The organism is Cellulosilyticum sp. ST5, assembly GCF_046529625.1.
Classification (GTDB): domain Bacteria; phylum Bacillota; class Clostridia; order Lachnospirales; family Cellulosilyticaceae; genus Cellulosilyticum; species Cellulosilyticum lentocellum.
Genome location: NZ_CP132338.1, coordinates 4,471,696 through 4,492,160 on the forward strand (window position 1 = coordinate 4,471,696; position 20,465 = coordinate 4,492,160).

Genomic DNA, 20,465 nt, shown 5'->3' on the forward strand with positions numbered 1-20,465 from the left:
AAAGGTGGGAGTAATATAGAGGTTACTGGAAAGAAGTTTACTTTTATGAATAAAGAATATATGATTACACCTAGAGGATATGTGTTATGATTCTAATTTTAGGTGAAACTTCATATAGTCTGCATATAGCTACAGTTCCAGAAACAGCAGGATATGATTACTTGCTTTCTGTAGCGACAAACCATGGTAAAGCACTAGCGACTAAAAAGGTAAATCCATTAAGCGTAATAGGTAGGCAAAACCAAAGCTAGCAGATAGTAAAAAAAGAGGGATAAGGGATGAAAAGAGCGGTACTAGTAGTGAGTTTTGGATCAAGTTATAAAGAGACGAGAGAAAAGACGATTAAACCATGTGAGGAGCTTATTGCTTCAGCCTTTGAAGGATATGACTTCTATAGAGCTTTCACGTCTAACATAATTATTAGAAAAATTGCTAGGGTAGAAAATATAAAAATTAATAATCCTATAGAAGTACTAGATGAGTTAGTTGCAGCAGGCTATGAGGAAGTTGTTGTACAAACGCTTCTTGTGATTTGCGGTGAGGAATATTGCAAGCTTAAAGGGCAAGTAGAGTGCTATAAAAATCAGTTTAAGAAGATTGTATTAGGTAGCCCCTTACTTACACAAATTGAGGATTATAAAGCAACAGTTGAAGCTGTGAAAACAGAGCTTCCAACATTGAAAGAGGGAGAAGGAGTAGTTTTAATGGGGCATGGGACGGAATATGAAGCACATTCAGCTTATTGTGCACTGGATTACATGTTTGACCAGGAAGAATTACCAGTTTATATGGGAACAGTAGAAGGATATCCAGAAATTAGAGAGATTATTAATCGTCTTAGAAAAGCAGGAGTAAGAAAAGCTTATCTCATTCCGTTTATGTTAGTAGCAGGCGGTCATGCAATTAATGATATGGCAGGAGATGAAGAGGATTCGTGGAAATCAATTTTAGAAGCAGAGGGATTTGAGGTAGAATGTATTCTTAGAGGTTTAGGAGAAAATCCTAATATTAGAAAATGCTTTTTAGCCCATGCGCAAGAAGCAGAGAAGGCTATAACGATATATACAGGAGACGAAGAAAAAAATTCATATTTCTCCACCATACTTATTAATAAAGATAAAAATACGAAATGATAGAAGGAAGGGGGCACACTATGTGTTTTGCAGTTGTTGGGGTCAACCATAGAAATTGTCCCATAGAAATACGAGAGAAGGTAAGCTTTACCCGTGCTAAGCTAGTAGATTGCCTACATGAGCTTAGGGTAGAAAAGAACTTACAAGAAGTAGTCATTCTCTCGACTTGTAATAGAAGTGAGATTTATATCTATGAGGAGAACATAGAAAGTGCTATTTTAAAGGGCATAGCGTTTTATCAAAGCTATTTTGTAAAGGGAGACATCACTCCTTATTTATACATAAGGCAAGGTGAAGAGGCTGTTAGACATTTATTTGAAGTGGCAGCGGGACTGGATTCTATTGTTGTTGGTGAAGACCAGATATTAGGGCAAGTAAAAAAAGCACATGAGGAAGCCATGAGTGAGCATACTAGTGGAAAGGTGCTTAATAAAATTTTCCGTGAAGCAATTTCTACAGCTAAGCTCATTAAAAGTGAAGTCAAGATATCTGAGCATTCCTTATCTATTAGTCATATTGCCGTCAAGTTTTTAAAAGAAAAACAAGAAACGCTTAGAGGAAAAAAAGTACTCGTTATTGGGACGGGCGAAATGAATGAACTGACCATTAAATATTTATTAGAGGAGAATATAGGAGAAATTTATGTGACTAATCGTACACATACTAAGGCAGTAGAATTAACAGAAGTATATGAGGGACTGATTCCGGTAGCTTATGAGGAGCGTTATGAAGTGCTACCTCAAGTGGATATGGTGATTTCTGCTACGGCATCACCTCATATTATTTTACAAGCAAAGCAAATGCCAAGTTTAACAAAAAAGCTGGATATTATGGATATAGCCATGCCGAGAGATATTGACCCGGCTATTAATGAAATGGAACTTGTAAATGTCTATGACATTGATGCACTAAAAATGATTGCTGAGGCTAACAATGAACGTCGCTTGGAACTTGTTATAGCAGCCCAGAAGGAAATAGAAAAAGCAATTCAAAAGCTCATGAGATGGTTAGAAGCACTCAGTATAGAAGAGGTGATTCATGGACTAGATGCTTATTGTGAAGACATTAAAGCGCATACAACAAGGCTTCTTGGTAAGAAAATAATAAGCGAGGAAATAGATGAAGAAGCTATGCATATGATTATGGAAGAGGTCTTAAAAAGATGCATACGTACGCCAATTGCGAAGTTGATGACTACTGAAAACCTAGAGCTAAGAGCACAGTATGCAAAGACGCTATCAGAGTTATTTGAACTAAACTAAGAAGGTGAGAGACAAGATGAAAGTAGTTATAGGAACAAGGGGAAGTAGACTAGCACTTACTCAAACAAAGTGGGTCATTGATGAATTAGAAAAGCATTACCCAGAGCTTGCTTGTGAAATGAAGATTATTAAAACAAAGGGTGACCTTATTCAAGATAAACCACTAGACAAAATAGGAGATAAAGGTATTTTTACTAAGGAAATCGAAGCTGAGCTACTAAAAGGGAATATTGATATGGCTGTGCATAGTATGAAAGATATGCCATCGGAACTACCTTTAGGATTAAGATTCACTAGAACACTAAAAAGAGAAGATGCAAGAGATGTACTCATCTTAAAAGAGGGATACGCTAGTATAGAAGATTTGCCTATAGGTGCAACCATTGCAACAGGCAGCAAAAGGAGAAAGTATCAACTACTTGCTTATAGATCAGATTTAAATATAGTACCAATTAGAGGAAATGTAGATACGCGTCTTTGTAAATTAGAGGAAGAGAAGTTAGACGGTATTGTTCTGGCAGCGGCTGGGCTTCACCGATTAGGTCTTGCCGATAAAATCACCTGCTATTTGCCTATGGAAATCATGCTTCCTGCACCTGCACAAGGCGCATTGGCTATAGAAATAAGACAAGAGGATACAAAGGCGTATGACTTAGTCAAGGTTTTAGAAGACCCTGTTAGTAGCATACAGGTTGAGGCAGAACGGGCTTTTATGGATGCTATTAATGGAGGATGTCATATGCCTATAGGTGCGTATTGTGAAGTTATAGGTACAAAACTTCGAATGAGAGGTTTGTTAGGGGATGAGTTGGGTAAGAAACTTGTGATTAAGGAACTCTGTGCGCCAATAGGAAGTGAAAAGCAGTTGGGAGAAGAGTTAGCGAGTGTATTAAGAAAGGAATTTGAGAAAAATGACTGGTAAAGTATATTTAATAGGTGCAGGTCCAGGTGATTACAAACTCCTAACACTAAAGGGAAAAGAATGTTTAGAAGAAGCGGATGTCATTATTTATGACCGCTTAGCAAATGAAGATTACTTGAGGATAAGCAGCTCTACGTGTGAATGTATTAATGTTGGAAAAGCCTCTAGTAACCACACCATGCCTCAAGATAAAATTAATGAGCTTCTTGCAGCAAAAGCTACAGAAGGCAAAGTGGTAGTTAGACTTAAGGGAGGAGACCCTTATGTTTTTGGAAGAGGTGGTGAGGAAGGTGAATATCTCTTTGATAGAGGGATTCCTTTTGAAGTCATACCAGGTGTTACTTCGGCTATAGGTGGATTGTGCTATGCGGGCATTCCTATTACTCACAGAGAATGTGCATCTTCTTTTCACGTTATTACAGGTCATTTAAAAGATGGTTCGAAGGATGAAATAAATTGGGAAGCTTTAGCAAGTTTAAAGGGGACTTTAGTATTTTTAATGGGTATTAGTAATTTAAAGAAGATTACTGAAAATCTTTTAGGAGCAGGTAAGGTAAAAGAGACACCAGTAGGGCTAGTGAGCTGGGCCACGAGATATAATCAGAGCGTTGTAATAGGAACTCTAGAAAATATTTATGAAAAGGCACTGGAGAAAGGTGTAAAGCCTCCTACGATGATTGTTATTGGTGAAGTCGTGAATCTAAGAGAAAAGTTAAATTTTTTCGAAGAAAAACCACTCTTTGGAAAGCAAATTGTAGTTACAAGAACGAGAAAACAAAGCAGTCAGCTGATGGAGATGATTAATGATTTAGGTGGAAGAGCTATAGAATTTCCTACTATAGAGATTACACCTATTAAAGAGAATACTAGGCTTAAAGTAGCTATTGAGCACCTTAAACAGTATACATATTTGGTATTTACAAGTCTTAATGCAGTAGAGGTTTTCTTCGAGGCATTAGAAGCAAGTGGCAAAGATGCAAGGGTACTTGCTCATTTGAAAATAGCTGTTATAGGTGAAGCAACGAAAAAAGCTTTAAAGCAAAAAGGAATAGTTGCTGATAGGATGCCAACTAAAGCAGTTGCAGAAAGTTTAGCAGATTGTTTAAAAAAAGAACTTACAAATAAGGATTATATACTGCTTCCTGACTCAGCTATTGCACGAGAAGGTTTAGTGAGTAGTTTGGAAGCAGTCTGCAAGGTAGATGAAATTCCACTCTATACCACAGTTCCAGTAAGGAATGTAGCAAAGGGTGAAATGAGTAGCAAGGAGCTAGTAGAAAAGCTGATAGCAGATGAAATAGATTATATGACTTTTACTAGTTCGTCTACAGTACATCATTTGATTGGACGTATAGGGCAAGAGCATATAGCAGCCTTAGCGCATGCAAAGCTTATTTCTATAGGGGAAATAACCACTCATACACTTAAGACGTATGGCCTAGAGGTATACAAAGAAGCTAAGAAAGCGACCATGACGGATTTAGTAGATTGTATGAAGGAAAAGTAGAACGTAAAATTGAAATATAAAAATGCAGCTGAGACAAGAGAACAATAGGAAAAGAAGGGAAAGGTAGTATGTTAGAAAGACCAAGAAGATTAAGAGTAAGTGATTCAATAAGAAGTTTAGTAAGAGAAACAAAGCTTCATGTGGAAGAACTCATTTATCCACTTTTTATAGTAGAAGGTGAAAATATAAAAAGTGAGATTGCCTCTATGCCAGAGGTTTATCATTTTTCTTTAGATAAGCTTAAAGACGAGATAGAGGAAATTAAAGCATTGGGTATTTGTGCTGTATTACTATTTGGTATTCCAAAGGAAAAGGATACATGTGGTAGTGAAGCCTTTGCCAAAGATGGTATTGTACAAAAAGCAGTTCGCCTTATTAAGTCTATAGCCCCAGAGATCATAGTGATTACAGATGTTTGTATGTGCGAATACACAAGCCATGGTCATTGTGGCATTTTAACAGAAAGTGGTTATGTAGATAATGACAAAACATTAGATTTTTTAACTAAGATTGCAATAAGTCATGCAGAGGCAGGGGCAGATATGGTAGCTCCCTCAGATATGATGGATGGACGTATTGTAGCCATTAGAGAGGGACTAGATGCAGCAGGCTATATAAATGTAAGTATTATGGCGTATAGTGCTAAGTATGCTTCTAGTTTTTATGGGCCTTTTAGAGAAGCAGCACATTCAGCCCCTAGCTTTGGGAACCGCAAAACTTATCAGATGGACCCTGCCAATACTAATGAAGCCTTACGTGAAGGTCAGCTAGATTGCCAAGAGGGAGCGGATATTATTATGGTCAAGCCAGCACTCTCTTATTTAGATATTATTTATCGCTTTAAAGCCAATCTTAACAAACCTATTGCGGCATATAACGTAAGTGGGGAGTATTCTATGCTTAAATTAGCTGTTAAAAATGGCTTACTTAGTGAGGAAGCAATATATGAAAGTGTTCTTTCTATTAAGCGTGCAGGTGCTGATATCATTATTACTTATTTTGCAAAAGACATAGCGCGCCAACTAAGAGTTAAATAATACAGGAGGAATAAACCATGAATCACAGTAAATCCAGTATCCTTTATGAAGAGGCGGTCAAATATATTCCAGGAGGCGTCAATAGTCCTGTTAGAGCATTTAAAGCAGTAGGACTTGAACCTATTTTTGCAGATTATGCAGAGGGAAGCAGACTAACGGATGTAGATGAGAATACGTATATTGACTATATTTGTTCATGGGGACCATTATTACTTGGGCATAGCCCTAAAGCAATTGTTGAAGGTATTGAAGAAGTAGTGGCTAAAGGAACCAGTTATGGGGTGGCAACAGCTATTGAGGTAGAAATGGCAAAGCTTTTGGTAGAAGCTTATCCAGCTATAGATAAGGTGCGTATGGTTAACTCTGGAACAGAAGCAACGATGAGTGCCTTAAGAGTAGCAAGAGGTTATACAGGTCGTAACAAGATCCTTAAATTTGAAGGATGTTATCATGGACATAGTGATGCACTTTTAGTTCAATCAGGCTCAGGTACATTAACCTATGGCGTACCTACAAGTCCAGGGGTACCAGAGGATGTTGTAAAACATACGTTAGTTGCACGTTATAACGATTTAGCAAGTGTACATGCATTATTTGAGGCCAATAAGGGTGAGATTGCTGCAGTAATTGTAGAACCCATAGCAGGCAATATGGGCGTAATCGAAGGGAAAAAAGCATTCCTCCAAGGACTGAGAGAACTTTGCAGTAAGGAGGGAACGGTTCTAATCTTTGATGAAGTGATCACAGGCTTTAGAATCGCCTATGGTGGAGCATCAGAATACTTCGGCGTTGCACCAGATATGGTTTGCTTTGGTAAAATCATTGGAGCTGGTTTGCCGGTGGGGGCATATGGTGGTAAGTCAGAGATTATGGACATGGTTTCACCTATTGGGCCCGTTTATCAAGCAGGAACCTTATCAGGTAATCCGCTTGCTATGTATATGGGGAAAAAGAATCTTGAACTTCTAAAAGCTAATCAAGAGGTATATAAGGTATTAGCTACAAAAGCAACAAAGTTAACTGAAGGATTTAAAGCGAATATTGAGAAGTTAGGTTTGGAATTCACAGTAAATTGTGTAGGTTCACTGGTTTGTTTATTTTTTGCAAACGGGCCAATTGAAAATTATGATGATGTCAAGCACTGTGACACGGAGCTTTTCACTATTTATTATAAAGAAATGATGGAAAAAGGTATTTTATTACCTCCTGCACAGTTTGAAGGAATGTTCTTATCCGCAGCTCATTCTGATGAAGATATAGAAGCAACCATTAAAGCAAATTACGAAGCTCTAGAAATGGTTAAAATTTATTTGGAAAGAATATGAGAAGCTATTAATCAATCGGCAATGTTGATTAAGCTGTTAATTTCATTTTGATTAAAGTAATGATTTTTTATAATAATGCTAATGCTATTACTATAGAGTACATTAAAATAACTTAATCTAAAAGGGACTAGTGGAGAAGCACTAGTCCCTTTTAAATTGAGTTATTTTGCATAATATTTAAAATAAAAAAATAATAATTAAATGCATAATTATAAACAAAAATGATAATTATTATACTTTTTTAAAAATAAATGTATTATTATAGAAGTAATTAAGAGAAAATTGGAGGAAAATTTGTGGGATATAGAATTGCATCGAACATAGGAATTGCATTAGGAAATATAAAGTTAGGTAATGATTATTATCTTAATCAATTAGATGAGGCTAATAGAGAACAAAGCAGACATTTTTTAAGAGATATTATGGGGAGAGATATAAGATATATAGCTGATGAAACACAAACAAGTTTGTCATTAGCTATTGAGGCATCTAAAAAAGTTATAGAAGAAAACAAGGTAGATATTGAAGAGATTGATATGGTTATTTGTATATCTCATACACCAGAATATGTATCTCCTACGATGGCAAGAATGATTCTTGATGCTTTAGGTGGCGGAAAGGATACCGTTAATTGTTTAGATATGAATGTGAATTGTACGGGAATGTTAGTAGCTCTTGACATGGCAGATAGATATTTTAAAACAGATGAAAATTTAAGTAAGATTTTAGTTGTACAGGGAGATAGCAATTCAAATTTTAATATAGAAAAGGGGTCACCATTCTTTGGGTGTCTAGGGGATATTGGTTGTGCGGTTATTCTAGAAAGAGATGATGAAAGTGGCATACAATCAAGATATTTTCTCATGGATAAAACCATGGGAATGAATATTGTTTATCCAAAAGATGGATATTCAAAGCCAAATCCAGTTTTGTATACAGATCCTAATTTGGATGCGAGAGTTGATATGGGTGCAAATTTAATTGCGGAGAAATATGATAAAGAAAAGATAGATCATATGAAGCTTATTTGCATGTCTCAATTTGCATATGTTAATTGCCAAAAATATATAGAGATGAGTCAGATTGATGCTGAAAAGGTACCTTATATAGGGGATCAGTATGGTTACACAGGAGCAAGTAGTCCAATACTTGCATTAAAAGCAGGTATTGAGCAAGGAAAGCTTAATAGAGGAGATACTTTTCTTTTATGGACTTATGGAGCTGGTACCCAACATGTTGTATTAGAAATGAAGTATTAAGTGATGAACTAACAGGCAATGAACTAAAATAGAACTAGATTAGAAGGGTGAGATTGATGTTAATAAAAGAAACTTGGGGCCATTATTTACAAGAAAGGCTTATTAAAAATGAAGATAAGATAGCTGTTATAGATATAAGCGAGCATACTAGATATACCTATAGAGATTTACTGTATAAATCAAAGATGATAGAAAAAGCCTTAATAGGTAGTAATATCACAAGGGGAACTCATGTTGCTTTAGTGTTTCCAAATAGTGCTACTTGGATAGCTATATTTATGGCACTTATTAATATAGGAGCAGTTCCTGTTTGTTTAAATAACGAGAATATTGAGGAAGAAATTTTGTATGAAATAAAATATGCAGATGCAAGGGTTGTCATTACTGATGAAGCCACTTATACCAAGATAAGATGCAACGAAGTAGAAATGGGCTTAGATTTAGTGGTTTTAGTTGATAGACAAGGTCAGTGCTCACAAGGAATACATATGAGTTTCAAGACATTTATAAAAAATGGTAAGCTAATTAGTGAGAAAGAATTAGATGAGGCTAGGAAAAAAGTGAAATATGATGATATTCTAGCCATACAATATACTTCAGGGACAACAGGAAGGCCAAAAGCAGTCATGTCAGTACATTATAAGGTACTTAATAATATCAAAAAAGTAGGAGAACTATTTAATTATACAAGTGAGGACAAACTATTTTCATCTCTACCCATGTATCACGTAATGGGGTGCTTCTTTTCCTGCCTATTAACCTTCATGATAGGTGGGAGCCTAGTGATTATGAACAAATTTAGTACAGAGAACGCAATAACTGCATTAGAAGAGGAGAAATGTACATGTTTTCATGGGGTACCTACTATGTTTAAATTGATTTTAAATAAAATGGGGGATAGAAAATTTAAATATCTAGATAAGGGAATGATAGCAGGATCTTATTGTGATGAAGAAACAATGGAAGATATTATAACCAAGATGAATATGCGAAATATTATGCCTTTATATGGACAATCAGAAGCTTGTGGCTATACTCAAATAAGAATAGGAGACCCTATTGAAAAAGTTAAGACAACAGTAGGAAGATCAATAGAAGGAGTAGAAATAAAGATTGTTGATGATCAACTTCAAGAAGTACCGATACATACACAAGGAGAAATATTAATAAAGTCAAAATATTTTATGCATGGCTACTATAAAAATCAAGAAGCGACTAACCAAGTCATTATAGATGACTGGATGCATACAGGAGATTTAGGTTCATTAGACGAAGAAGGTTATTTAAAGATTACTGGAAGAAAGAAGGACATTATTATTAGGGGAGGAGAAAACATTTCTCCTGCTGATATAGAAAGGAGTCTTAGGCAATATTCAAGAATTAAAGATGCTGTAGTGGTGGGGATTCCTGATGATATTATGGGGCAAGAAATAGCTGCATTTATTGTTTTAGATGAAATAGGTCAAGCATTGAAGCAAGGAGAACTTATAGAAGAAATAGAGAAATTTATAGACGAACATATATCAAAAGGTAAAAGACCTAAATATATTAGGGTTGTAGAAGCATTTCCTGCTACAGGAAGTGGTAAGATACAAAAATTTAAGTTAGTACAAACAATTTAAAGTAATAGAAGAATGGGAGGAGAAGAATGAACAATCAATTTAATACTTTAGAATTTTATAAAAAGAAGGTAGCAAAAGAGATTTACTTTATATCAATTATAGCTATTTTTTCAGCTATGTTAGCATGTGCTATGTGTATGATGTTTGGACTATATCATTCAGTACCTAGATGGGCATTTGGAGCATTTATTATAGTTTGCATCTTTGAAATTATAGGGTTCATGTGGGTGTATAAAAAAGTATTTGTCACTGATGAAATTTTGATAAGGAAATATAATATTTTAAAATATTCTGTTTCTGCCATTTGTATTATTAATTATGCTTTTATTATTAATGTGATGCCTTGTCAGTTAATGTGGGTAATTTTTGTATTTTTCTTAATGGTTATTGGCGTATTTCAAGATTATAAACTTACTTTAAAGTGTACAATTTTATATGTAGTTATTATTCTAATATTCTTTTTTACTCATTCATTAGAAGCTCTACAAGCAGCATCAAGTGTGGATGAATGGATTGCCAGGATACTGGTATTAGCATTAGGCGCTTCAGGGGCTGTAATAAGTAATTATTTCTCAGGTCACATACTGGCTAATGTAGGACAAGAATTGATGAATCAGAATACAGAACGACTTACATTAATTATTAGTAAGGTGAATGTACTTATGACGAAGCTCCAAGATGCCTCTAATACTTTAATATGTATCGTACAGGAAGAAAATGCTTCTATGGAAGAAATGAGTAGTGTTAGTGAACATATTGTTGGTGATAATGATCAAATGCTAGAAAAATCTAAGGGTAGTAACCAGAATCTCTCAATCTTAAAAGATAAGGTTGAAAATATTTCGGATAGGATGAAAGAGACTAGAAGCATATCAAAAGAAATTGTAGAGATTTCAGATAAAAATGGGAAAGCACTTAATCATGTACTTAATATTAGTGTAACTATAGAGAAAGCGACAACCCATACATTAGAGGTTATACAAATTTTAGATGATAAGGTGAAGAAAATAGATGAGCTTCTAAGGCTTATAGAAAATATAGCAGAAGAAACAAATCTTTTAGCACTAAATGCTTCGATAGAAGCGGCAAGGGCAGGAGAAGAGGGACGTGGCTTTGCAGTTGTAGCAGAGCAAGTCAAGAAATTATCTGAGAATACGGCACAATCACTTCAAAATGTGAATGAAGTAGTTAAGGAGATTAAAAAGGACACTACATTAGTAGAAAGTCTAATGGCAAAAAATGTAGAACAAATACAAGAACAAAACAAGCTAACTTGTGAAACAGCAGAGATGCTTAGTTCTATGGTATTAAAATTACAAGATTCAGACGAGAGGGTAGATCACATAGATGAACTTACCAAAGAGCAAGTTACTCATACAAATCAAGTAGTTGAATATAATAATGATGTTATTAGTAGCATTGAAGAGCAGGTGGGTAGAGTACAAAATATTGCAGACTTAATAGAGGAAAATAGAAAAGCTATTGAACAAATTGGTATTCAGATAGATGATCTTGATGAAGTGGTTAGGGAGATTAATAGCGTTTTAGAAGAATAGTGTAAAAAATAAAGGGATGCTACATCATTAATTTAATTAATGATGTAGCATCCCTTTATTTTTAGGTGAAAGTCCTTACTATTCTATTTTAGGAAAGTTTAAAGGAGTGAATCTGCTTTGAAAGTTGATGTGTCATTTGCTCTAGCTCTTCTGCAGTTTGTTCTAATTCTTCAATGACCACATTAATTTCTTCTGTAGAAGAAGTAACTTCTTCACAAGCAGCAGAGATGTTTTGAGCAATACAAGAGGAATTGTTAATTTTACTACGGATAGTAGTATTTTGTTCATTAACGGTAGATGTATCTTCTTTCACTGCCTGAATCTGAGGAATGATATGATTAACAGCGGCTACAATATTTTGGAATACATCTATACTATGTTCAATATTTTGGGTTTGTTCATTAAGAGAAGCATTAATAGTTATAGTACCTTCCACTAATTTAGTCGTATCTTCTGATAAAGAGGCAATAATAGATGTAATGTTTTGCGCAGAAGTTTGGCTTTGCTCTGCTAGAGTGCGAATTTCTTCTGCAACTACAGAAAAACCTTTACCGGCTTCACCTGCACGAGCGGCTTCAATAGCAGCGTTTAGAGCTAAGAGATTAGTTTGTTTTGCAATGCTTTCAATAGCATCAGTAATTTGGTTGATTGTATTCACACGCTGCTTAAACCCTTGGATTTCTTGTGCATAAATTTTGAAATCCTCGTTAAAGTCGTGAATAGAAGCTGTTACTTCTTCCATTTCAGCTTTACTAGAATTAGAAATATGACCAATTTCTCTTGAACTATCATTAATATTAATCATAGAAGTAGTCATAGATTCTAAACTATTAGATAAAGTACCTACAGCTTGATCGATTTGGACTAAGTCTTCAGCTTGAGTGGTAGTGCTAACAGTAATTTCTTGAGAGGAAGCTACAACCTTTTCAGAGTGAGTAGCCATATGATGTGAGTTGCTAGAAAGTACTCTTGAAGATTCACTAACTGTATGAGCCAAATGACTAACTTCTGTTAAGATGGCAATAATATTTTCTTGCATGGCCTGCATACCTTGAGAAAGCATACCAACCTCATCACCACGAGCTAGAAGCTTAGGATCAATAGAAAAGGAAAAGTCTTTTTCACTTAGACGGTAAAGTTGCTTTACAGTTTTATCAATAGCCTTACTAATAGAATTGATAACAATAGCAATGGCTATTAAGGCAATTATACATACCACTATACTGATGATGATGCACTTAATGCTGAGACTTGCTATTTCTTCAGTATAAGGTGTCATGTCCTGTCCTATAAAAAGCATACCAATATTTTGGCCGTTACTATCTTTAATAGGTTCATAGTAAGCTGCAAAAGGGCGTCCATTAATTGTGACATCAGAGTAGGTTATTTCTCCTTTATTAAGCACAGCTTCAATAATTTTATCTTCGGCTTTTGTACCCACTAAAGGTGTATCGCTTTGAATAGTTGTAATTAAGCGAGTATCACCCAAAAATAATGTGTACTCAAAATCTGTACTAGCTTTAAGTTTGTTTAAAAGAGAGGTTTCTTGTAAATTATCATCACCTTTATATAAGGTTTGCCCATCAGTATGATAATCCCCATCGTGTTGTAGGTTCATCATATCTGTGTAGTAGCTAATATTAGTAGTCATACTATGCTCCATTTTATCATTGATATGATTAGTAGATACAATAATTACCATACCTGTTAAAATAAAAGCTAGCAAAATAAATGCAGGTAATACAACTCTATAAATTTTTCCACGTATCTTGAGTTTCATATGTAGATCCTTTCTAAATTCTAAATTTAAGTCACTAAAAATATACTACAATATAAATTAGGAAATATATAGATGAAAAAATCATAAAAATGTTAATTAAATATCAAAGTGAATAGTAAATTATATCCCGATTTTATAAAACTTAATAATAAAATAAGGATGATATTATAATTATTTATTTAAACTATCTATTTATAAGCTATGTTTAGGTAAATATATTACACTTATAATTATATGAGTACAGGCAAAAGAGATGAGACTATAGAAAAAGAGTGTTTCATTAATCGAATGAAACACTCTTTTTTATACTCAAAATAGTATTAATTATGCTTTCTTTACAGAGAAATTAACTTCTTCACCATTGATTTTCCAATCTTTAGTGTAGCCTTCTACTGAGCCTGCTATTACGCTGTTAGCAAGTACTTCAGAGGCAATGTAGTCAGCATTTTTAGCCATGATAGAAGCTACTTTGTCGTTACCTGTGTAAGCAACTTGGATGTGATCTTGAACTTCAAAGTCAGCTTCTTTTCTCATTGTTTGAATCTTAGAGATGATTTCACGTACGAAACCTTCTTCAAGGAGTTCTTCTGTGAGGTTTGTATCGATTACTACAGTATAACCTTTATCTGCAGCAGCTACATAACCTTCTTTTTGAGCTGTACTAATTAAGAGGTCTTCTTTAGTAAGTTCGATTTCAGAACCTTCAATTGTAAGTTTAAGAACGCCTGTTTCATTAAGCTCAGCCATAGCAGCTGTTCCATCAAGTTCTGCAAGAGCAGTTCTAATGCTATTTAGCATTTTACCGTATTTTGGCCCTAGCGTACGCATTTGTGGTTTGAAGCTATAAGAAATATATTCAGCAGCTTCTGTAGTGAATTCTACGTGTTTAACATTCAATTCTTCAGCTACGATATCGATGAACTCCTGAGGAAGTACTTCTGTAGCTCCTACATAAAGTGTACCAATTGGTTGACGGTTTTTGATACCACTTTCATTACGGCAGCTACGTCCAAGAACTACGATTTCAAGAACTTCATTCATATATTTTTCAAGTTCCTTGTTAATCATAGCTTCATTATATACTGGGAAGTCACATAAGTGAACACTAGCTGGAGCATTAGCATCTACTGATTTTACAAGGTTTTGATAAATTTGCTCTGCCATAAATGGTGTAAATGGTGCCGCAAGTTTTGCAAGTGTTACAAGTACAGTATGAAGTGTCTTGTAAGCGTTAATCTTGTCTTGTGGCATGTCACTTTGCCAGAATCTCTCACGAGAGCGACGTACATACCAGTTAGATACTTCATCAATGAAGTCTTGCATATCACGAGCAGCTTCAAAGATACGGTAGTTTTCAAGGTCTTCATCTACTGATTTTACAAGTGTATGAAGTTTAGAAAGTACCCATTTATCCATCATGTTTAATGTATCATATTTAAGTTCGTACTTAGTTGGATCAAACTCATCAATGTTTGCGTAAAGTACATAGAACGCATAAGTGTTCCAGAAAGTACCCATGAATTTACGTTGAGATTCACTTACGTTTTCACCAGCAAATCTGCTTGGAAGCCATGGAGCAGAAGCAGAGTAGAAGTACCAACGAACAGCATCAGCACCTTGCACATCAAGAACTGACCAAGGGTCTACTACATTACCTTTGTGCTTACTCATTTTAATCCCATCTTTATCACCTACGTGCCCAAGAACGATAACATTTTTGTATGGTGCTTTATCAAAGATAAGTGTAGAGATAGCCATTAGGGTATAGAACCATCCACGAGTTTGGTCAACAGCTTCTGAGATGAAGTCAGCTGGGAAGTTTTCTTCAAATACTTCTTTGTTTTCAAATGGATAGTGAAGTTGTGCAAATGGCATTGAACCACTATCATACCAGCAGTCGATAACATCAGATACTCTTGTCATAGTGCTGCCACACTCTGGACAGTTAAGGTGAACGTTGTCAATGTATGGTTTGTGAAGTTCGATATTGTCTGGGCAGTCAGAGCTCATTGATTTAAGTTCTTCGATGCTTCCGATTAAGTGTTTGTGACCACATTTACATTCCCAAATTGGAAGTGGAGTACCCCAGTATCTTGAACGAGAAAGACCCCAGTCAATAACACCTTCAAGGAAGTTGCCAAAACGACCTTCACCAATTGATTCAGGCATCCAGTTTACTGTTTTGTTGTTAGCTACTAAACGATCACGTACTTTAGTCATTTCAATGAACCATGTGTCACGTGCATAGTAAAGAAGTGGTGTATCACATCTCCAGCAGTGTGGGTAGCTATGTGTATGAGGCATGGCTTTAAATAAAGTGCCTTGTTCTTTTAAATATTTAAGAATTTCTGGATCTGCATTTTTAACGAATACATCTTTAAGCTGAGGGAACTGAGCTATGAATTCTTCTGTAAAGTAACCTTGTTCGTTAACAAGTTGTACAAATGGGAGGCCATTTGCACGTCCTACTCTAGCATCATCTTCACCGAATGCAGGTGCGATGTGTACGATACCTGTACCATCTGTAAGTGTTACGTAGTTATCAGCTACTACGAAGAATGCTTTTTTATCTATTTTAGCACATGTAAAGAGTGGTTCATATTCTGTGCCACATAATTCTTTACCTGCAAATTTTTCTGTGATTTCTACGCCTTCTGTGCCAAGAACTGCTTCCACTAAAGCTTCAGCTAAAATGTAAGTAGCACCTTCAAAGTTAGCTCTTACGTAAGTGTGTTCTGGGTTCACACAAAGAGCAACGTTTGATGGAAGTGTCCAAGGTGTTGTTGTCCAAGCTAAAAGGTAAGTGTTATCTTCACCTACCACTTTGAATTTACATGTAGCTGTTTGATCTTTAATATCTTTATAACCTTGTGCTACTTCGTGGGAAGAAAGAGATGTTCCACAACGTGGGCAGTAAGGTACGATTTTGTGACCTTTGTAAATAAGGTCTTTGTCCCAAATTTGACGAAGTGACCACCATACGGATTCGATGTAGTTGTTATCATAAGTCACATATGGATGCTCCATATCTACCCAATAGCCTACACGGTCAGACATCTTTTCCCATTCACTTTGATATTTCCAAACACTTTCTTTGCATTTAGAGATGAAAGGTTCAATACCATATTCTTCAATTTGTGGTTTACCACTAATACCAAGGAGTTTTTCTACTTCAAGCTCTACTGGAAGACCATGAGTATCCCAACCAGCTTTACGAAGTACTTTATAGCCTTTCATGGTTTTATAACGTGGCATAATATCTTTCATTGTACGAGTTAAGATATGTCCAATGTGAGGTTTACCATTAGCTGTAGGTGGTCCATCATAAAATGTGAATACAGGACCGCCTTCTCTGGATTTAATTGATTCTTCAAATACGTTATTTTTCTTCCAAAACTCTAAGACTTCAAGCTCTCTGTCTACAAAGTTAAGGGCAGTGTCGACTTTCTTATACATAGTCATCCTCCTAAATAAATTGTATAAAATAAAGGTTTTGGATTTTAGAGCATCAAAAAAGCTCCTTCATCCATCAACAGGACGAAAGAGCACTATAAGTCATCTTCCGCGGTACCACCTGATTTGCCTTCTATAAAGGCCGCTCGTTATACCTTTCCTTACGGTAACGGTAGGAAACCGTCAGAGCCTACTTCAATCAAAGATTTAGGTTCGGTCTGCCACTCCAAGGTGATTTTTCGTATTTTCTATCGTATGGGCTTTCACCAACCCCACTCGCTTTGACGCATCAAAAATAGTACTAGTCCTTTTCATTGTGTTTGGTAACATATAAAAATTAATAGTAATATTATAAATTTAAAAATAGAGTTTGTAAAGGCAAAACACAAAATTTGTAGTTAAGAAATAAGTTGAAAAAGAGCGTTAAATAAGTATATAGAAGCTTATAAAGTAAACATATTAGAAAAGTTAACATATAATATAAGGAGTAAATCTGAAAAGGAGAAGCTAACATGAGTTGTGAGAGTAGTGATTGCTCATCTGGTAGAAGGAGAAGCAGAAGTACAGATTGCAGAGAAAGTAGCCGATCTGTAAGGAGAGTAGAAGTTGTAAGAGGTTTTGGCACCGTGGATAGTATTGGTGTACCTAGTGTTGGATGTAATGTAACTGATACTGAACAAGTAGATTTTAAAATTCGTATATTTAGAAGAGAAGATAGATTTGAGGGAGAAGTTAACATAGTTAATTTTGATAGAAGGAGAAAATTTAATTCCAATGACCTGATGTTTTTTACAGGAGATGAAAATGGTTTTTTATGTGTCTTTTGCGTGACTTCAGATGATGGCTGCTGCCGTTTTGAAATGGTTGTAGAGGCAAGTCCTATCGTATGTGCAAGAGGCACAGCAGCAATGTTCTTTGCTTATTCAGCCCCTATTAATACAGCAGGCATTAATATAGGAGGAGAAGTAGTTAGAGGCGAAATTTTATTCTGTGAAAATGCATGTTGTTGCCGTTAATAAAATAGAAAAGCTACACTCAATCTAAACAGGGGTATAGCTTTTCTATTAAAAGCTACCATTTAAGTAATATTTTAACCGTTTAAGCAAGAATTATTGTAAAAGAAGTAGGGGAGTTTTACAATCTACGTTATATACAATAGAGATTATAAGGAATAAGGAGGAACTCATGATAAGAATTTTGTTATATGACGAAGAGATTGAGGAACGCAGACAACTTTGCAAGCAAATACTAAAATATTATGAAGCATATAAGTTAGTTGTTCAGATAAGTGAGTTTGAAGATTATGTATCAGTTTTAGATGCTTTGAAAAAAGAAAACTTTGAGCTTGTGGTGATAGCACAAGACGGAACCTTTAGCCTAGAAGTAGTAGATAGAGTACGTCGTATGAAGCCAGATATAAAGCTACTTTGGTGTAGTGATTTAGATTTTGCTATTCGTTCCTATGATGTACAAGCTAAATATTTTTTGAAAAAGCCTATTAGTGAAGAAACTCTGGCACAAGCACTGAAAAAGTGTGAGCTTACTTCATAAATGAAGTAATACTGATGCATGGAAAACACCTTCCTTGACATCAAAGGTGGCAATACCTTTATAACGCTGAGCAATATTTTTTACAGACAAAGAACCAGTTCCTATACCAGGATGCTTAGTAGAATAAATACCAATATCTTCTGCTATTGATAATTCTGTTTCACAGGAATTATCAATAGTAAGGACAAAGGTATTAACGTTTTGTAAACCGCCTTTAATGACAATAAAATTATGATTTCTTTCTTGTGTTTTACAAGCATCATAAGCATTTTCTAGAAGATTACCAAATACTACAATTAAATCAGGGTCAGCAATATTTATTTCGGAAGGAATGTTAAGTTGTGCTGAGAATTTAATTTGTTTTTCTTCTGCTAGCTGAGCATAGTAGGAAATAACTGAGTTTACAGCATAGTGAGAACAAAAAGATACAGGAGTATCAGATGGGAGTATACGCATATAGTCGCTTAAGTAATCTCGTAATTTATTCCAATTTTGTTCTTCGATGCATATACCTATAAAAGCAAGATGCTGACGTAAATCGTGTTTTGCTCTACGCGTTTCCTCCATACGGTCTTTAAGACTTTCATATTGTAAGCTTTGCATAGTAAGATGATGATTTTCTATTTTTAATCGTAAATTATCTTCAGTTTCATTAATAAGTAGGACTACCATATAGTAAACAAGTAAGGCACCTAAATTAATAAAAAGTAGAAATAGTACATTGTCTAAGCGCATTGCAAGTTGTACATTAGGAGTTGCTTGATCTGCCATATAAATACCATAATATCCTGTCATATAAAAGGTGGCAGGAATAAGCCATAAATACCACCAGATATTTCTAATGCTATGATGGTTAACTACTGGGCGAATTTTAGAATTAAAAAACCAACTTAGCCATGGTAAGGTAATCATCTGAACAAGAAGCATAGTTAAGGAAAACGACCAACGATAAGTTTGCATAGCTAAATTGGGGAAAAATAATCTTTCAAAATACTTAGAGCTAATAACTACAAAATGAGCGTAATTACAAATGATAAAAAGAACAAATGCCATTTTACCAAAAGAAGTTTTTACAGCAACTAAGAAAAAGGTAGCATAAATGATTACGCAGCTCATGGAAATGATTCCTATATTTGAAGGCCTAAACAGAGTAGCCCAAATTCCCATGCCTATTTGAATAAAAGATAGCAAGATAGCAAGTATAACCGTAATTATTGTAGAATAACGAAAACTATCTTTAAAGGGGAATAAAACTAGAAATAAATAAGGTAAAAAATTAATAAGAGAATAAACAATGATCTCCCAAGTACTGAAGTTAGTTATTATCATCTCATCACATCCTGTTCTCGAACCTTATAAAATAAGTAATTGAAGTAATAAGTTCTTAATTCAGCAAAATGACGACGACTAATAGGAATACGTGCACCCGTTTGCATAACAAAATCACAGTCCTCTAGCCTTGCAACTTCATCTAAATTCACAACAGAACCACGATTGCAGCATCTAAAGTTAGGATAGTTCAGGAGTTTAGGAAAGAATTCCTCTAAAGTGATGCGAAAGGTTAATACTTGTTGGTTTTTTAAATAAATATATAAATGTCGGTTGTGAAAGTCAGTATAAACAATATCTCTTAGTAAAATCGGTGTATCATTTAATTTGATATAGCGGTTAGCTAAGATTTGAGCTATCTTGCAGGTTGAAAGGGCTTTGGCTAACATTTCATAAGTATAGGGTTTTACAAGGTAATAGGAAGCACTAACCGTGTAACTATCAATAGCAAAATCACGACTTGTGGTGGTGAAAATAATATGACATTCCTCATCCGTCTCGCGAATTTTTTTAGCTACTTCAAGTCCAGTTATACCGTTCATATACATATCAATAAAGATAATATCAAAGGAGACTTGAGCAAAGTCAGCTAAAAAACTTTCGCCATTTTCATATTCTACAATAGGATTGTCTAGTAATATAGCTTGTTCTGTTAGATAACGGTTCAAAGCATTAGAAAGCTTTAAACGGTCAGCTTCTAAATCATCTATAATAGCAAAATGCAAAATA

At 35.0% G+C, this 20,465-nt stretch carries 16 protein-coding genes and 1 other annotated feature; of the genes, 12 read left to right on the forward strand and 4 right to left on the reverse strand.

The window, feature by feature from the left end; genetic code table 11:
• Positions 1–86 precede the first annotated feature (86 nt).
• The 10 genes from QTL86_RS21390 (at position 87) to QTL86_RS21435 (ending at position 11,623) form a co-directional block, all read left to right on the forward strand.
• Complete coding sequence (locus tag QTL86_RS21390; protein WP_150132750.1) at positions 87–251, forward strand: precorrin-6A/cobalt-precorrin-6A reductase; 165 nt, start codon at positions 87–89, stop codon at positions 249–251.
• 27 nt (positions 252–278) lie between these two features.
• A complete protein-coding gene (locus QTL86_RS21395; protein WP_410495994.1) occupies positions 279–1,133 on the forward strand; it encodes a sirohydrochlorin cobaltochelatase in 855 nt (284 codons plus the stop codon).
• Positions 1,134–1,153: 20 nt separating this feature from the next.
• Positions 1,154–2,395: a glutamyl-tRNA reductase gene (gene hemA, locus QTL86_RS21400; protein WP_410495995.1), complete on the forward strand. Its 1,242-nt coding sequence runs from the start codon at positions 1,154–1,156 to the stop codon at positions 2,393–2,395.
• A gap of 16 nt (positions 2,396–2,411) precedes the next feature.
• On the forward strand, positions 2,412–3,317 hold the full coding sequence (hemC, locus tag QTL86_RS21405; RefSeq protein ID WP_410495996.1) for a hydroxymethylbilane synthase: 906 nt from the start codon (positions 2,412–2,414) through the stop codon (positions 3,315–3,317).
• Positions 3,307–4,824 (forward strand): uroporphyrinogen-III C-methyltransferase, encoded by a 1,518-nt coding sequence (gene cobA / locus QTL86_RS21410; RefSeq protein ID WP_410495997.1) that lies wholly within the window; start codon positions 3,307–3,309, stop codon positions 4,822–4,824. The genes hemC and cobA overlap by 11 nt, the downstream gene beginning before the upstream one ends.
• Before the next feature lie 68 nt (positions 4,825–4,892).
• Positions 4,893–5,861, forward strand: a complete 969-nt coding sequence (hemB, locus tag QTL86_RS21415) for a porphobilinogen synthase (protein ID WP_127064589.1) — start codon at positions 4,893–4,895, stop codon at positions 5,859–5,861.
• Positions 5,862–5,878: 17 nt separating this feature from the next.
• Entirely contained in the window at positions 5,879–7,186 is a 1,308-nt protein-coding gene (hemL, locus tag QTL86_RS21420) for a glutamate-1-semialdehyde 2,1-aminomutase (protein WP_127064588.1), read from the forward strand.
• 296 nt (positions 7,187–7,482) lie between these two features.
• Positions 7,483–8,445, forward strand: a complete 963-nt coding sequence (locus QTL86_RS21425) for a 3-oxoacyl-[acyl-carrier-protein] synthase III C-terminal domain-containing protein (RefSeq protein ID WP_127064587.1) — start codon at positions 7,483–7,485, stop codon at positions 8,443–8,445.
• A gap of 56 nt (positions 8,446–8,501) precedes the next feature.
• Positions 8,502–10,067, forward strand: coding sequence for a class I adenylate-forming enzyme family protein (locus tag QTL86_RS21430; protein WP_410495998.1), 1,566 nt, complete (start codon positions 8,502–8,504; stop codon positions 10,065–10,067).
• 26 nt (positions 10,068–10,093) lie between these two features.
• Positions 10,094–11,623, forward strand: a complete 1,530-nt coding sequence (locus QTL86_RS21435) for a methyl-accepting chemotaxis protein (protein WP_410495999.1) — start codon at positions 10,094–10,096, stop codon at positions 11,621–11,623.
• 88 nt (positions 11,624–11,711) lie between these two features.
• Here QTL86_RS21435 and QTL86_RS21440 read toward each other — a convergent pair whose 3' ends face one another.
• Together QTL86_RS21440 and ileS are read right to left on the reverse strand one after the other, a co-directional pair.
• Positions 11,712–13,403, reverse strand: coding sequence for a methyl-accepting chemotaxis protein (locus QTL86_RS21440; RefSeq protein WP_410496000.1), 1,692 nt, complete (start codon positions 13,401–13,403; stop codon positions 11,712–11,714).
• A 324-nt stretch (positions 13,404–13,727) separates the two neighbouring features.
• Entirely contained in the window at positions 13,728–16,859 is a 3,132-nt protein-coding gene (gene ileS / locus QTL86_RS21445; protein ID WP_410496001.1) for an isoleucine--tRNA ligase, read from the reverse strand.
• A 74-nt stretch (positions 16,860–16,933) separates the two neighbouring features.
• Positions 16,934–17,180 (reverse strand) — a binding site (T-box leader).
• Positions 17,181–17,368: 188 nt separating this feature from the next.
• Here ileS and QTL86_RS21450 point away from each other — a divergent pair.
• Both QTL86_RS21450 and QTL86_RS21455 read left to right on the forward strand, forming a co-directional pair.
• Positions 17,369–17,872 carry a hypothetical protein gene (locus QTL86_RS21450; protein ID WP_127064582.1) on the forward strand — a complete coding sequence of 168 codons (504 nt, stop codon included), beginning with the start codon at positions 17,369–17,371 and terminating at the stop codon, positions 17,870–17,872.
• Positions 17,873–18,041: 169 nt separating this feature from the next.
• Complete coding sequence (locus QTL86_RS21455; protein ID WP_127064581.1) at positions 18,042–18,407, forward strand: response regulator; 366 nt, start codon at positions 18,042–18,044, stop codon at positions 18,405–18,407.
• On the opposite strand, the gene QTL86_RS21460 is transcribed toward QTL86_RS21455, so the two are convergent.
• Both QTL86_RS21460 and QTL86_RS21465 read right to left on the reverse strand, forming a co-directional pair.
• Positions 18,402–19,736 carry an ATP-binding protein gene (locus tag QTL86_RS21460; RefSeq protein WP_410496002.1) on the reverse strand — a complete coding sequence of 445 codons (1,335 nt, stop codon included), beginning with the start codon at positions 19,734–19,736 and terminating at the stop codon, positions 18,402–18,404. The genes QTL86_RS21455 and QTL86_RS21460 overlap by 6 nt on opposite strands.
• Complete coding sequence (locus QTL86_RS21465; protein WP_127067930.1) at positions 19,733–20,461, reverse strand: LytR/AlgR family response regulator transcription factor; 729 nt, start codon at positions 20,459–20,461, stop codon at positions 19,733–19,735. Before QTL86_RS21465 ends, QTL86_RS21460 begins: the two co-directional genes overlap by 4 nt.
• Positions 20,462–20,465 lie beyond the last annotated feature (4 nt).